Origin of the sequence: Qipengyuania sp. 902 (assembly GCF_051195295.1) — a bacterium.
Lineage (GTDB): Bacteria > Pseudomonadota > Alphaproteobacteria > Sphingomonadales > Sphingomonadaceae > Qipengyuania.
In genome coordinates, this window is record NZ_JBNJLJ010000004.1 from 75,001 (window position 1) to 89,592 (window position 14,592).

10 protein-coding genes (1 of these 10 only partly in view) are annotated in these 14,592 nt (G+C 63.9%); 6 read left to right on the forward strand and 4 right to left on the reverse strand.

What is annotated here, in order from left to right:
• The 4 genes from ACSH0F_RS12530 to ACSH0F_RS12545 form a co-directional block, all read left to right on the forward strand.
• Window positions 1-241, forward strand: the end of a protein-coding gene (locus tag ACSH0F_RS12530; RefSeq protein WP_435203297.1) for a glycosyltransferase family 2 protein. The gene continues 659 nt to the left of window position 1, outside the view; the window shows 241 of its 900 coding nt (coding positions 660-900); its start codon lies off the left edge, out of view; it ends in the stop codon at window positions 239-241.
• Between the two features lie 4 nt (window positions 242-245).
• Window positions 246-1,703, forward strand: coding sequence for a lipopolysaccharide biosynthesis protein (locus ACSH0F_RS12535; protein ID WP_435203299.1), 1,458 nt, complete (start codon window positions 246-248; stop codon window positions 1,701-1,703).
• A 61-nt stretch (window positions 1,704-1,764) separates the two neighbouring features.
• On the forward strand, window positions 1,765-2,706 hold the full coding sequence (locus ACSH0F_RS12540) for a retroviral-like aspartic protease family protein (protein ID WP_435203301.1): 942 nt from the start codon (window positions 1,765-1,767) through the stop codon (window positions 2,704-2,706).
• Window positions 2,707-2,752: 46 nt separating this feature from the next.
• Window positions 2,753-4,567 (forward strand): ABCB family ABC transporter ATP-binding protein/permease, encoded by a 1,815-nt coding sequence (locus ACSH0F_RS12545; RefSeq protein ID WP_435203303.1) that lies wholly within the window; start codon window positions 2,753-2,755, stop codon window positions 4,565-4,567.
• On the opposite strand, the gene ACSH0F_RS12550 is transcribed toward ACSH0F_RS12545, so the two are convergent.
• Entirely contained in the window at window positions 4,568-7,411 is a 2,844-nt protein-coding gene (locus tag ACSH0F_RS12550; RefSeq protein ID WP_435203305.1) for a M16 family metallopeptidase, read from the reverse strand. It lies immediately after the preceding gene.
• 395 nt (window positions 7,412-7,806) lie between these two features.
• Between ACSH0F_RS12550 and ACSH0F_RS12555 the strand changes: the two genes are divergently transcribed.
• Both ACSH0F_RS12555 and ACSH0F_RS12560 read left to right on the forward strand, forming a co-directional pair.
• The gene (locus tag ACSH0F_RS12555) at window positions 7,807-10,113 is read left to right on the forward strand and encodes a tail fiber protein (protein ID WP_435203307.1); all 2,307 of its coding nucleotides are present in this window, start codon (window positions 7,807-7,809) and stop codon (window positions 10,111-10,113) included.
• Window positions 10,114-10,227: 114 nt separating this feature from the next.
• Complete coding sequence (locus ACSH0F_RS12560; RefSeq protein ID WP_435203309.1) at window positions 10,228-11,736, forward strand: SulP family inorganic anion transporter; 1,509 nt, start codon at window positions 10,228-10,230, stop codon at window positions 11,734-11,736.
• A gap of 6 nt (window positions 11,737-11,742) precedes the next feature.
• Here ACSH0F_RS12560 and ACSH0F_RS12565 read toward each other — a convergent pair whose 3' ends face one another.
• The 3 genes from ACSH0F_RS12565 to hslU form a co-directional block, all read right to left on the reverse strand.
• The gene (locus ACSH0F_RS12565) at window positions 11,743-12,588 is read right to left on the reverse strand and encodes a glycosyltransferase family A protein (RefSeq protein WP_435203311.1); all 846 of its coding nucleotides are present in this window, start codon (window positions 12,586-12,588) and stop codon (window positions 11,743-11,745) included.
• On the reverse strand, window positions 12,585-13,181 hold the full coding sequence (locus tag ACSH0F_RS12570) for a methyltransferase domain-containing protein (RefSeq protein ID WP_435203313.1): 597 nt from the start codon (window positions 13,179-13,181) through the stop codon (window positions 12,585-12,587). Before ACSH0F_RS12570 ends, ACSH0F_RS12565 begins: the two co-directional genes overlap by 4 nt.
• Window positions 13,182-13,279: 98 nt before the next feature.
• A complete protein-coding gene (hslU, locus tag ACSH0F_RS12575; protein ID WP_435203315.1) occupies window positions 13,280-14,578 on the reverse strand; it encodes an ATP-dependent protease ATPase subunit HslU in 1,299 nt (432 codons plus the stop codon).
• Window positions 14,579-14,592: the final 14 nt, after the last annotated feature.

Sequence of the window (14,592 nt, forward strand, 5' to 3'; positions counted from 1 at the left end):
GCGCGCGAAGCATATATATGGGCTGTCCGGTCCGATCATGCTGCAATCGATCGAGCAGTTGCCGAAGTCCCCCTGGCGCGCCTTTGCCTATCTCAACCTCGCGACCCGCGATCCATATCATCTGCGATGGGGCTTGCTGCGGCGCGCATGGCGGGATCACCCGCCGACAGTCATGGGCAATTTGCGCAAGGTGGCAGGCTGGCTTCGCTTCGCCCTAAGCGTCAGGCTGGGCCGGAACTGACACGATGAGCGCGGCCAAGATCGACACGCAAGGTTTGCGCCTGCTGGTGCGCAAGGCGGTAATCTGGCGGTCGGGCTCGCAGATCGTCAGCCAGCTGATCGCTTGGGCCTCGACCTTCCTGGTCCTGCGCATTCTCGATCCGGCCGATTACGGACTCTATGCGATGGCGGCGGTGGTCCTGACCTTGCTCGGTCTGCTCAACGGCTATGGCCTCGCCAATGCGCTGATCCAGCGAGAAGAGGTGACGCGCAAAGAGCTGCGCCAGCTGTTCGGCATGCTGCTGGTCCTTAATACGCTTTTGGCTGTTGCGCAGGTGATCACCGCGCCCTTCGTCGCGCGGTTCTACGAACAGCCCGAGGTGGCCGACTTGCTCCGAGTCCTGGCGCTGGTCTTCCTGACGAACCCCTTCCTCGCCCTCGGCTACGCGATCCTATCGCGCGAGATGGACTTCAAGCGGCAGGCGCAGGTCAACCTCGCCACAGCCATGCTGGGAGCAGTGGTGGCTCTGGCCGGCGCGCTGGCGGGCCTCGGCGTGTGGACACTGGTGCTCGCGCCGCTTTCGGTGTTTGTCACGCGGGCGATTGCGATGACGATCGTCGCGCGCGCCTTCATGTGGCCGAGCTTCGACTTTCGCGGCGCCGGTGCCATCGCGAGCTTCGGCGGGGCAGTGACTCTGTCCAGCATCTTCTATTTCCTGCAAACGCAATCGGACGTCGTCATCGCCGGTCGGAATTTCGATGCCGCGACGGTCGGCCTTTATACGACCGCGCTGTTTCTCGCGCAGATCTTCGTCAACAAGGTGGTGCCGCCGCTGAACGAGGTCGCCTTCACGGCGCTGTCCCGGGCGCAAGCAGACCGCGAGGCCTTCGCCAACGGGTTTCTGATCTCGGTGCAAGGCATCATGCTGCTCGCCATTCCGTTCTGCCTCGGCCTGGCCGTGACCGCCGAACCTTTCGTGCGCGTCGTTCTGGGCGAGAAATGGCTCGGCATCGTCCCGCTGCTGCAGGTGCTCGGCTGCGCCATGCCGTGGATGGTGCTGCAAGTGCTCTTCGCTCCGGCCACCAATGCCGCGGGCCGCCCGGGCATCGCGGTGCGCAATGCGGCCATCGGGGCGCTGGTCATGCCGCTCGCCTTCATCGTGGCGGTCCAGTGGGGGATCGAGGGCATGGCTTGGGCGTGGCTCGCGGCATATCCTGTGATCGCGGTGATCACTGCGGCCAGTTCGTTGCCGACCATTGGCGTAGCGCCGGCACGGTTGCTGGTCGCGATCGTGCCCTCAACGCTGGCCGGCTTTGCCATGGCACTTGCAGTATACGTCGCGGACATGGCGTTGGCCGATGCCGAGCCTGTCCTGCGCCTCGTCGCGCTGGTTGCCTCGGGCGCGACGATCTACTGCGGTTGGCTTTTCCTGTTCGCCCGCGAGCGGTTGCTCGAGTTCATCGCGCTCGTCCGCAATCGCTAGCCATATGGAGGCCGTCCAGCCGCTGTGGTATCATCGCTGCGACGGACGCAGGAGAGACCTCATGGCACGCCGGAGCCTTGCTGCAATACTGGCCTTGAGCCTCGTCACCGCTGCCAGCGCACAGCCGGATCAGGTCGAGGAGGTCATCGGCGACGCGCCGAGCGACGAAGCCACGCTGACGGCGGACCGCCACAAACGCATGACCGTGCCCGTCACCATCGCCGGCGAAGGCCCCTACCGCTTTCTCATCGATACCGGCGCGCAGGCAACAGTCGTGACGCACCAGCTAGTCGAGGACCTCGCCTTGCGCCGTAGTGGCACGGCCACGCTGGTCGCCATGGGCAGCTCCCGGCAGGTCGAGACAGTCGAACTCGATGATCTGGAATTTGCCAATCGCAGCGTCAGCGGCCTGATCTCGCCGCTGCTCCACACGAGCAATATCGGGGCGGACGGCATTCTCGGCCTCGATAGCCTGCAGGATACCCGCGTGCTGATCGATTTCCGCGAGCGCCGCATGGCCATCGCCGATGCCGAATACGAGGAGAGCAATTCCGGCTACGAGATCGTCGTGCGGGCGCGCAAGAAACTGGGTCAGATGATCATCACCGATGCGAAGATCGACGGCGTGCGTGCAGCCGTGGTGATCGACACCGGCGCGCAGAACAGCATCGCCAACCCGCTGCTGCTGCGCAAATTGCGTGCACGGGAACAGCACGAGATCGTCAGCGTGGATGTCCTCGGCACCCAGCTGACCAGCCGCGCGACATTCCTGCGCAGCCTGCAGATCGGGCGCGCGGAAATGACCAATGTCCAGATTGGCTTTGCAGACAGCCCGATCTTCGCCGCACTCGGCCTTTCGCGCCGCCCCGCTCTGGTGCTCGGCATGAACAATCTGCGCGTGTTCGACCGGGTTGCGATCGACTTCAGCACCAGGCGCATCCTGTTCGATATGCCGAGCCGCCGGGCTGAGCGAGACGACACCCTGCAGGACGTGCTCGGCTGACACGGACCTTGCCTAGTGCAAGCCGCTACCCCAGATGGGCGCCGCAATGCCTCCCGATACAGCCACTTCCGACCAGCGCGACGATGCCGAGAGCTGGGCGACGATCCGCCGGTTCCTTCCCTATCTCTGGCCGGAGGGCAATCCGAAGCTGAAGCGCCGCATCGTCGGCGCGATGATGTTTGTGTTGCTGGCCAAGGCGACCACGCTCGCCCTGCCCTTCGCTTACAAGCGCGCAGTCGATGCGATGACCACGCCCGCCAACGAGGCGGCGATGGTCGCACTGGCCTTCGTGATAGCCTATGCGGCGGGCCGCTTTGCCGGTGTGGCCTTCGACAACCTTCGCAACATCACTTTCGAGCGGGTCGGGCAGGAAGCGACGCGCAATCTGGCCGAAGACACCTTCGCTCGGCTGCACCAGCTGAGCCTGCGCTTCCATCTCTCGAGGCGGACAGGCGAAGTCACCAAGACGATCGAGCGCGGCACGAAGAGCATCGATTCCATGCTCTATTTCCTGCTATTCAACATTGCGCCCACGATCCTCGAGCTGATCGCGGTGGGGGTGATTTTCTACATCAATTTCGGCTGGGAGCTGGTCGCCGCGACCGGCGCAACCGTTGTCGCCTATATCGCGATCACGCGCTGGATCACCGAATGGCGCACGAAATTGCGGCGGCAGATGAACGATCTCGACGGGCAGGCTCTGGCCCGCGCAGTCGACAGCCTATTGAATTACGAGACGGTCAAATACTTCGGCGCCGAAGGGCGCGAGCGCGAGCGCTATGGCCGCGCCGCCCATGCCTATGCCGAAGCGGCGGTGAAGAGCGAGAACTCGCTCGGCCTGCTCAACATCACCCAGGCGCTGATCATGAACCTGCTGATGGGCGGCGCGATGGCCTTCACCGTGTGGGGGTGGAGCCGGGGAGAGCTGACCACCGGCGATCTCGTGCTGGTCAACACCTACCTCATGCAGCTCTTCCGCCCGCTCGACATGCTCGGCTGGGTCTATCGCACGATCCGCCAAGGCATCATCGACATGGCCGCGATGTTCCGCCTGATCGACAGCGAGGTCGAGGTCGAGGACGTGCCCGGCGCACCGGCCCTCGTTGTGAACCGGCCGACAGTCGCTTTCGAGAATGTCGTGTTCGGTTACGAGAAGGACCGCACCATCCTTCACGGCCTGAGCTTCGAGGTCCCGGCGGGCAGCCATGTGGCCATCGTCGGACCATCCGGCGCAGGCAAGAGCACCATCGGGCGGCTGCTGTTCCGCTTCTACGATCCGCAATCGGGCCGCATCCTGATCGACGGGCAGGACATCGCGCAGGTTACGCAGGCGTCGCTGCGCGAAAACATCGGCATCGTCCCGCAGGACAGCGTGCTGTTCAACGACTCGATCGGCTACAATATCGCCTATGGCCGACGCGAAGCCGAGCACGACGATATCGTCGGCGCGGCGCGGTCGGCGGCGATCCTTCCGTTCATCGAGCGACTGCCCGACGGCTTCGACACCGAGGTCGGCGAGCGCGGGCTCAAGCTTTCGGGCGGCGAGAAGCAGCGGGTCGCTATCGCTCGCACCTTGGTGAAGGATCCGCCGATCCTGCTGCTGGACGAAGCGACCAGCGCGCTCGACAGCCGTACCGAACAGGAAATCCTGCAGACGCTACGCCGCGTATCGGAGCACCGCACCACGCTGGCCATCGCGCACCGCCTGTCGACGATCGCCGATGCCGACCGCATCCTCGTCCTCGACCAGGGACGGCTCGCCGAAAGCGGGACGCATGGCGAGCTGCTGCGCGCGGGCGGCCTCTATGCCGACATGTGGGCCCGCCAGGCGGAAGACCGCCCGGCGGTAGAGCCCGTCTGATCAGCCGCCGGTAGCGGCGGCCGCCACCAGCGCGCTGGTCGAAAGATCCAGCGCATCGGCATCCACCACTTCGACATCGGGGCGGATCGCCTTGAGGTCGTCTAGGAACTCGGCCGCATTGCCGACGATCAGGATCGTCGCCTTCTCCGAGCCTACGTAATCCGCTGCGACCTGCGTGGCAGCTTCGGGCGAAACCGCCGCGAGGCGGTCCGCATAGCGCGCGGCTTCGGCAGGCTCGAGCCCGTCGAACAGCAGCCCGGCGACGATGCTGTTGAAGCCCGACGAACTTTCCAGCGAGCGGGCGTAATTGCCACCGAGATAGAGCCGCCGCTTGTCGAGCAGCTCCTGCGCGATCGCTTCGTCGCCCAGCCGGTCGAATTCGTCGAGGAACACCTGCACCACCTCGTCGGCGGTGGAATTCTGGGTCTGCGCCGAGGCGACCAGCGTGTCCGCTCCGACGCCGCTGTAGGCGCCGTAGCTGATCGAGCGTTTCGTGCGGACCTCTTCGAACAGGCGTCCACTGGACCCGCCGCCGAGGATCGCATTGGCGAGCTCCGCTGCGTAATAATTGCCGTCGGTTCGCGAGGGTGCGCGCATGCCGGCATAGACCGCCGCCTGCCCCGCATCGGGCATATCGATCACCACCGTGCGGACGGGCTGCGCCTCGCCGGTGGGGTTGGCGATCTCGACCGGCGGTTCGCCCACGCCCTGCCAGCCGCCGAGCAGCGTCTGCGTCAGCTCGATCGCTTGCTCGGGTGCGATCCCGCCGCTGACGATCACCTGCGCGCGTTCCGGATGCCAGTATGTGCGGCGATGCTCGACCAGATCCTCCCGCGTAATCTGCGCCAGGCTGTCCTGCGTGCCGCCCGGTAGCGTGCCGAAGGGCGAGTCGCCATAAAGCACCGGCCGCACCGCCATGCTCGCGATGCCGCCCGGGTCTTTCAACGTAGCCGCCAGGCCGTCGATGGCCCGCTTGCGCTCGCGTTCGAAGGCGGCCTGCGGATAGTCTGCTGAGGTCAGGATGGTCGCGAGCACCTTGCCCGCTTCTTCCATATTGGCGACCGGCGCGGTCAAGCTGAAATAGGCACCCTTCGATCCGGCCGTAGCGCCGAAGCTCGCCCCGAGGCTTTCGAGGCGGCGCGCGATTTCGGTTTCGTCGAGGCCACCCGCGCCCTTGTCGGCCAATTGCGCGGTCAGCTGGGCCACGCCGGCCTTGGCGCGCTCGTCGCTGATCGAACCGCCCGGAACGAGCACCGTCATCGTCGCCAGAGGCACGTCGCCGGTCTGGGCGGCAACCACTTCGATGCCGTTGGACAAGGTCTGTTCGACGATCCGCGCAGCTTCGAGCTGCGGGCGCTGGCCGGGACCGGGCACGGTTTCGCGCACGTCTTCCGCAGCGACCGACAGCGGCTCGCCCACCGCATCGGGCAGGGTCTTGAAGGTCGGCATCGGATACGGGTTCGCATAAGCCGAAGGATCGTCCTCGCCCGCCGTATAGACGATGTCGGTTCGCGCATTCGGGTTGTAATAGGTCTGCGCCACGCGCTGGACGTCGGCGGCCGTAACCGCCGCGATCGCGGCAAGCCGCTTGTCCGGGAAGGACGGATCGCCAGTCGTCAAAAGCGCTTCGCCAAGCTCGAAAGCCCTTCCGCGTGCAGTCTCGCGCGACCGCAGGGCGCTGGCGAGAAGCTCGTTCTTCGCTTCGGCGACTTCGGCCTCTGTTACGCCTTCGGATCTGATCCGCTCACGCTCGGCAACGAGGATGCCGCGCACTTCGTCGATATTGGCCTGCGGATTGATGACGGCGAACTGCGCCAGCACCCCGCCTTCTTCCTGCATGCCGACCTGGTGGATCGCCTGCACGGCCTTGCCACTGCGGACCAGAGCCGCGGCCATGCGGCTGTTGTCGCCGCGTGACATGATCGCGTCGAGCACCTCCAGAGCGGGCGCATCCGGATGGGTGATCGCGGGCAGCTTCCACACAGTGCCGACCAGCGGCAGCGGGACATTGGGCGCAGTCGCGGTGATGCTGCGCGGCTCCGTCCGCTCGGGGACATCGAGATCGAAGGCGATCTCCACCGGGTTCTCGCGGCGCGGAATGTCGGCGAAATATTCGTCGACCAGGCTGCGCAGGTCGGCAACTTCGAAATTGCCGGCCACGATCAGCGTGGCGGTGTCCGGCCCGTAATAGGCCTGGTGGAAAGCGCGCGCATCGTCGAGCTCGGCGGACTCGAGCTGCTCGATGCTGCCGATGGTCGGGCGGCGATAGGGCGAGACGTCATAGGCGGCTTCGGGAATGACGAAGCTGCCGAACCGCCCATAGGGCGGCGCGAGCACGCGCTGGCGCAGCTCTTCCTTCACCACGTCGCGCTCCTTGTCGAACACGTCCTGGTCGATCACGGGAAAGGCCATCCGCTCGCGGTGGGTCCAGAGCATGGCTTCGAGATATTCAGCCGGGACGATCTCGAAATAGTTCGTGCGATCGGCATTGGTCGTCGCATTGCGCGTGCCGCCGACATCGGCGGTGAGGCCGTAGATGAGGTTGTACGGCATGTTCAGCGTCTTGCGGCTGAGGATATGCTCGAACAGATGCGCGAAACCGCCGCGCCCCTCGGGATCGGACTTGGAGCCTACCTCATACCACATCGACGTCGTCACCGTGCCGGTCGAGGCGTCCCGAATGGCGATGACTTGCAAGCCGTTGTCGAGCGTCCAACGCTCGTATTCGATTGCCGGAGCGACGACCGCTCCGGCGCTGCTGGCAGTGTGATCGTCAGCAATGGCAGGCACCGCGGCAATGATGGCAAGCGAAGCCGCACCGGCGGCAAGGATGTGACGGAACATTAAACGGACCCCTCGTCTCGATTACGCAAAACGTTCGATCACCTTGGACGCGATCGGCCAATAGAACAACCGCCCTAGCCTGTGAACGGACGGCAGCGTTGGCCTGCAAAGATCCGCAACACCGAACATGTCACGCCTTGTCCTGCAACATGGCCCGCAGGACCAATCCTTACCCGCCTACCCATTGCCCTACGCTACACGACGCACCCGATCGCACGTCGAAACCAAATGATTCTATGTTGGAATTACGACCCGCAAGTTTCGGCTCCGAAAATCGAACAATGATGGACAATGCACGGTTTTTATCACGTTGCAGCAGAATTGGACCCGTATATAGTGCGACCCGCGCGCAGCCGATACGGGATCGAATGCCGCGGGGTAAGTGGGGTTGAGACATGTATTCAAAATACGACGCTTCCATGCTGCGTGCGTGGGACAGCAATGGTTTCGGTTCATCAGAGGGCGAGTTTGCAGACGCGTCGAAAAGAACGCATGCTGCCGAGGTAGCCAATCCGGTTTCCAACGTTCAGCCGTATTTGTCGGTCTACCAACTCATCAACCTGTACGGCTTATATCCCTCACGTGATGGAGGCTCGGGCGGCGAAATTTCATTGGGTTATGTCCTCCAGTTCGCCGGAAATTTCGCGCCGCGCGAGACGGCATTTGCCAGCGGCCAGATCCTGCCCATCTCGCAAAACACCGCGCTCTTTTCCATCGTCGGCACCACTTTCGGTGGAGACGGCAGGACGACCTTCGCCCTTCCCGACCTCGATGGGCATGTGGCGATCGGGGCAGGATTTAACGGGACAACTTCTTTCGGAGCTGGTTCGTATCGTGGAAGCGATACCTTCTCGATCACGGAAGCCAACCTTCCTACGTCATTCGGCGGTGGGGGTGTGGAGATTTCGAATTACGAAACCAGTCTCGCGCTGAACTATGTTATCCATGCAGGTAGCGGGACGGGCGCCAATATCGCCGGATCCGTCCATGGTTTCATCGGCAATTTCGATCCCAATGGCGCCATGATCTGCGATGGCCGCGAACTGGCCATCGCCGACTATCCCGAGCTTTTCGCCGCCATCGGCACCACATATGGCGGAGACGGTGTAACCACCTTCAATATCCCCGACCTGACAGGACGGAACATCGTTGGCGCGGGTCGCGGACCTGGGCTCACCGCGAGGGATGTGGGGGATCTCGTCGGAAGCGAAACGATCCAGCTCGATGGTACTACCCTACCGGCTTATGTCGGAGGGAGCGGGGAGTCGGCCGATAACATGCAACCGGGCGTGGTCATGCAGGTGCTGATCTGCGTGCAAGGTATCTTTCCCTCGCGAAGCATGGAAGATATCGGAAAGGCCGATGGCCTCGAGGGGGACGTCCCGTTCCTCGGGCAGATGATCTACTATGCCGGCACGGATATTCCCCAGGGCTGGGCGTTGGCGATCGGGCAATTGCTGCCCATTTCGCAGAATCAGGCGCTCTTCAGCCTTCTGGGCACAACATATGGCGGCGACGGAAGGACGACTTTCGCACTTCCGGACCTGCGTGGCCGTACCATGACCGGGGTGGAATATTCTCCCGGTTTCCGAGGAGGCACTGAAGACCTCTCTCTGTTCCCCTCCAGCATACCCGGCCGCACCCAGGATGGCGACGAATTCGACAATGACATCCTCGGAAGCGACTTTGCCGACACGTTCCGCGGCCTTGCTGGAATCGATACGCTGACCGGTAACGGCGGCGCGGACGCGCTCTACGGCGGCAACGACGACGATATTCTCGATGGCGGAGCCGGCAACGACATGCTGGATGGCGGTTTCGGCAATGATACGATGCGCGGTGGCACCGGCGATGATTTCTATCGCCTGGTCGATCCCGGCGACGTCGTGATCGAAAACGCCGGAGAAGGCATCGATACGGTACAGTCGGTCATGTCGTTCGCCCGACTGGGGGCCAATGTCGAAAATCTGATCCTTGCCGGCTGGGAAAGCTCCGACGGCTTCGGAAACGCCATGGCCAACGAGATCACCGGCAACTCCTACGCCAACACGCTTTACGGGGTTGGCGGTGACGACACGATCAACGGGCGCGGCGGAAAGGACACCATTTTCGCAGGCTCCGGCAACGACATCGTTTACGGCGGCAATGCTGGCGACGAGATCTATGGCGGCAGCGGCGACGATCAGCTCTATGGGGAGAATGGTTGGGACCACATCTATGGCGTCTCCGGTCAGGACCGCATCGAGGGCGGTGACGGCAATGACGAACTTTTTGGGGGCGATGATGCCGACCAGGTTTATGGGGGCGAAGGAAGCGACCGGGTCTATGGCGGTACGGGGGATGATGTTGTCTCCGGCGGCGCCGGCCTCGATACGCTGACCGGAGGGGACGGTGGCGATACCTTCCTGTTCGAGAACGGAGATTTCGATACCGAGGGTGACCGGATCACCGATTTTCAGCAAGGCCAGGGCGACGTCATCGATCTCGGTGCCATCGACGCGATTGCAGACGGTACGGACGACGCATTCGCGTTCGTCGGTTCCGAAGCGTTCTCGAATGTAGCGGGCGAGCTTCGCTTCGAGCAGGACACAGCTGCAAACGAGACAATCGTCGAAGGTGATACCGACGGTGACGGCTTTGCCGACTTCGTTATCAGGATCGATGGCCTAGTCGACCTGACCGCAACCGATTTCGTTCTTTAGCAGTCGGCGCGCCCCTCGGGGTTGTGCTGCGTTGCAACATAAGCCAAGGGGCGCCCGCATATTCGGGCGCCCCTCTTTATGGCGCCTGCCCTTCCAGACAGCTGATGGACAAAGATGACGCCCGACTTTGGTGCGATTAAGCGCGACTGGCTTTCCAATATCCGCGCCGATGTCCTTGCCGGGCTCGTCGTTGCCCTCGCCCTCATCCCCGAAGCGATCGGCTTTTCGATCATCGCAGGTGTCGACCCGCGGGTCGGCCTTTATGCCTCGGTCGCCATCGCCATGGTGATTGCCTTCACGGGCGGGCGCCCCGGCATGATTAGCGCCGCGACTGCCGCGGTGGCGGTGGTAGTCGTTCCGCTGGTGCGCGATTACGGGGTCGAATACCTGTTCGCCGCCACCATCCTGATGGGGATCTTCCAGGGCATCGCGGCGCTGCTGCGGCTCGACCTGCTGATGCAATTCGTCAGCCGTTCGGTCATCACCGGCTTCGTCAATGCACTCGCGATTCTGATATTCATGGCGCAGCTGCCCGAGCTCACGCTTGGCAATCCCGGCGTGACATGGATGACCTATGCCATGGTCGCCGCCGCGCTGGCGGTGATCTATCTGCTGCCGAAGATGACGACAGCCGTCCCGAGCCCGCTGGTCGCGATCGTGATCCTGACCGCGCTCAGCATCTGGATCGAAGCGCCGGTCAATACAGTGGCCGACATGGGCGAGCTGCCCGAGGGTCTGCCCTATTTCGCCCTGCCCGACGTGCCGCTTAGCTGGGAAACCTTGCGCATCATCGCGCCCTATTCGGCAACCATGGCGGCGGTCGGTCTCCTCGAAAGCCTGCTCACCGCGCAGATCGTCGACGACATGACGCATACCGGCAGCGACAAGCGCCGCGAGAGCGCGGGCCAGGGCGTCGCCAATGTCGTCGCCGCGATGTTCGGCGGCATGGGCGGCTGCGCCATGATCGGCCAGTCTGTCATCAACGTGACCAGCGGCGGCCGTGGCCGGTTGTCGACCTTCACCGCGGGTCTTTCGCTGCTGATCCTGCTCGCCCTGCTTGGCGATCTCGTCGGCCAGGTGCCGATGCCCGCGCTGGTGGCGATCATGATCATGGTTTCGATCGGAACCTTCAGCTGGAATTCGATTCCCAACCTTACCAAGCACCCGTGGCAGTCGAGCGTCGTGATGGTCGCTACCGTCGCAGTGGTCGTCGCCACCCACAATCTCGCGCTCGGCGTACTGGCGGGCGTGATCCTGTCGGGCGTGTTCTTCACCCACAAGGTGATGACCATGTTCGAAGTCGTGCGCGAGCGCGACGGCGACACGGCGATCTACCGCGCCAAGGGCCAGATCTTCTACGCCAGCGTGGAGCGGTTCGAAGCCGCGCTCGGCCCGGAAAGCACCCAGCCCGATCCGGCGGACCACGTCATCATCGACGTGCGCAAGGCGCATTTCTGGGACATCTCGGCCATCGGCGCGCTGGACAAGGTGGTCGAACGCATGCGCCGCAACGGTCGCAGCGTGCAAGTGCGCGGCCTCAACAAGGCGAGCAGCGATCTCGTCGACAAGTTTGCGCTGACGGACAAGACCGGCGTCGAGATCGGCCTCGCCCCGCATCCGTAGGGCGGGTTACCCGGCGGCGCGTGCCATCGCGGCGAGCGCCTGCCGGTCGAACCACCAAAGGCGCGGATCTCGCCGGGGCCGGAATTGCGGCAGGTAACGGGCGTAGAGCGACGCCAGTCGGTCCGGCAGCGCCGCCGGCCCCGGCCCGCGCATGATGTCGCTGACGATCCGGTTCTGGAAGTGGCGCAGGCTGTAATTGCGCATCCGGCGCGCCTGCAAGAGCAGGTCGGCGGGCGTCGCTCGCACGGGGTCGCACAGGAAAGCAGCGCTCTCCATCGTCGCGACCCGCTCGTCCTGCCAATCGTCCTCATTGTCGAGATCGGTCTTGGCGAGAGAGCAGAGCAGGCCATCGTCACCGATCAGATCGACCGGCAGGCGGATGTCCTTTTCGCGCATGCGGGCAACGAAATCGCCATGCAGTGCATAGAGATCGCCGAACAGTCCGTGCTCGCGCCGCATCTGCTCGCGATAGGCCTCTACGCGACGGCCATTGCCGGGAAACGCGGACGCCGCGTTCGCGCCGCCTTCGTCCAGCCGCTCTACAAGCGCAGCGATCGAGCCCGGCTGGATCTGCGCATCGCCATCAGCGAAGACGAAGTGCCGCGCCGCGGGCGCTGGATCATCGAATACGAAGCGGTTCCAGCTGCGCGACTTGCCGCCCTGCTCCCAGTCGTGGACCGTCACCTCGTCGTAACCGCGGGCAATCTGCGCCGTGCGATCGGTGGTCCCGTTGACGACCACGTGGATTGCGTAGCCCGGCTCCCCCAGCGGAAGGCTTTCGAGGCAGCGCGCAATCCGCTGTTCCTCGTTATGCGCCATCACCGCAATGGCGACCGGCAGGCTGTCGTTCATTCGGGCTTGCGGGCGATGGCCCACACGGTGACGGGAAAATTCGGTTCGTTCTTGAACCGCCGCTGCCAGCCGGTCCGCGCCCAGCGGTCGAGATTGGCCTTCACCGCGTTGCGATTGCCCCACGATCCGGTTTCGATCGTCGCCTCGTTGAACCCGACCTCGGCGAGGAAATTGCGCATGCCGAGTTCCGTCCAGCGGGTGCAGTCCACCGGCACGGCGTGCTGGCGGATCATGAAAGGCGTGATGTTGACGAAGATCCCGCCCGGCTTCAGCATCTGCAGCACATGCTCGGTTGCGCGATAGGGGCGCACGAGGTGCTCCCACACATTGTCGGCAATGCAGATGTCGAACTGCCGATCGAGCACATGATCGCAAATGTCGTATTCTGGCCAGTTCATCTCGGTGTAACTGCCCCAGTCGCGCTCGCGCCATTTCCAGCCCGCCGCGATCTCCAGCGCGTCCATCTCCTGCACCGGGAGGGAATCGAGAAACGCGTCGATCATGCGATAGGCGACCGTGCGCGTGATGTGCGTCTTGTCGTATCCGACCGCGCGCGCGACACGCTCTGCAAGGGCAAGGGCTTGCTGCTTCATGCAGGCCCCTTAGCGCCGAATGTCTAAAATCGATTTACCGTCCACATGATCATGCTGACGCGATGCGGGCGGTAAATCAATCGCTCACAGGCTCGGCGTCAGAGAATATACTTCGACAGGTCGGTATCGCCGGACAGATCGTCGAGCCGCTCGCGCACATAGTCGGCGTCGATAGTGACGGTCTCGCCCTCATGCTCCTCGGCTTCGAAGCTGATGTCTTCGAGCAGGCGTTCCATCACTGTCTGCAAACGACGGGCGCCGATGTTCTCGACGCTTTCGTTGACCCGTGCGGCGATCTTGGCGACCTCGGCAATCGCCTCGTCGGTGAAATCGAGCGCGACCTTCTCGGTGCCGAGCAGCGCGGTATATTGATCCACCAGATTGGCGCGCGTTTCCCTGAGGATGCGGACGAAGTCCTCCTCCGTCAGCGCGCGCAGTTCGACGCGGATCGGCAGGCGGCCCTGGAGTTCGGGGAGCATGTCGGAGGGCTTGGCGACATGGAACGCGCCGCTGGCGATGAAGAGCACGTGATCGGTCTTCATTGGGCCGTATTTCGTGGCCACCGTCGTGCCCTCGATCAGCGGCAGCAGGTCGCGCTGCACGCCTTCACGGCTGACCGAACCGCCGCGCACGTCGCTGACGGCGATCTTGTCGATCTCGTCGAGGAAGACGATGCCATTGGTCTCCGCATTTTCCAGCGCGACGCGGTTGACGTCGTCCTGGTCCATGCGTTTCTCGGCCTCTTCTTCCACCAACCGGTCCCACGCATCGGGCACCTTGAGCTTGCGGCGCTTGAGGTTGGACTTGCCCATCGCCTTGCCGAGCATGTCGGAGAGGTCGATCATGCCGACATTGCCGGGCATGCCGGGAATTTCCATGTTCGACTGCGGCTGGTCCTTCACCTCGATCTCGACCTCGGTGTCGTTCATCGAGTTGTCGACGATGCGCGCGCGGAAAGCCTCGCGGGTGGCTTCGCTCGCGTTGTCGCCGACCAGCGCGGTCAACAAGCGGTCCATCGCGGCCTCGCTCGCGGCTTCGCGAACGGCCTCGCGGCGGCGTTCCTTCTCCAACCGGATGGCTTCTTCGGCCAGATCGCGGGCGATCTGTTCGACGTCGCGGCCGACATAGCCGACCTCGGTGAACTTGGTCGCCTCGACCTTGACGAACGGTGCCTCGGCCAGCCGCGCGAGACGGCGGCTGATCTCGGTCTTGCCGCAGCCGGTGGGGCCGATCATCAGGATATTCTTGGGCGTCACCTCGTCGCGCAGGTCGCGATCCAGGCGCTGGCGGCGCCAGCGATTGCGCAGGGCCACAGCCACGGCGCGCTTGGCGTCCTTCTGGCCGATGATGTGCTCGTCGAGCGCGGCGACGATCGCCTTGGGGGTCAGATTGTCCATACTATCCTATCGTC

Excerpts from the sequence above, each read along its gene's own strand:
- ACSH0F_RS12565 (WP_435203311.1), bottom strand. The coding sequence starts at position 12,588 with ATGAACGACAGCCTGCCGGTCGCCATTGCGGTGATGGCGCATAACGAG.
- ACSH0F_RS12540 (WP_435203301.1), top strand. The coding sequence starts at position 1,765 with ATGGCACGCCGGAGCCTTGCTGCAATACTGGCCTTGAGCCTCGTCACC.
- ACSH0F_RS12545 (WP_435203303.1), top strand. The coding sequence starts at position 2,753 with ATGCCTCCCGATACAGCCACTTCCGACCAGCGCGACGATGCCGAGAGC.
- ACSH0F_RS12535 (WP_435203299.1), top strand. The coding sequence starts at position 246 with ATGAGCGCGGCCAAGATCGACACGCAAGGTTTGCGCCTGCTGGTGCGC.
- hslU (WP_435203315.1), bottom strand. The coding sequence starts at position 14,578 with ATGGACAATCTGACCCCCAAGGCGATCGTCGCCGCGCTCGACGAGCAC.
- ACSH0F_RS12560 (WP_435203309.1), top strand. The coding sequence starts at position 10,228 with ATGACGCCCGACTTTGGTGCGATTAAGCGCGACTGGCTTTCCAATATC.
- ACSH0F_RS12570 (WP_435203313.1), bottom strand. The coding sequence starts at position 13,181 with ATGAAGCAGCAAGCCCTTGCCCTTGCAGAGCGTGTCGCGCGCGCGGTC.
- ACSH0F_RS12550 (WP_435203305.1), bottom strand. The coding sequence starts at position 7,411 with ATGTTCCGTCACATCCTTGCCGCCGGTGCGGCTTCGCTTGCCATCATT.
- ACSH0F_RS12555 (WP_435203307.1), top strand. The coding sequence starts at position 7,807 with ATGTATTCAAAATACGACGCTTCCATGCTGCGTGCGTGGGACAGCAAT.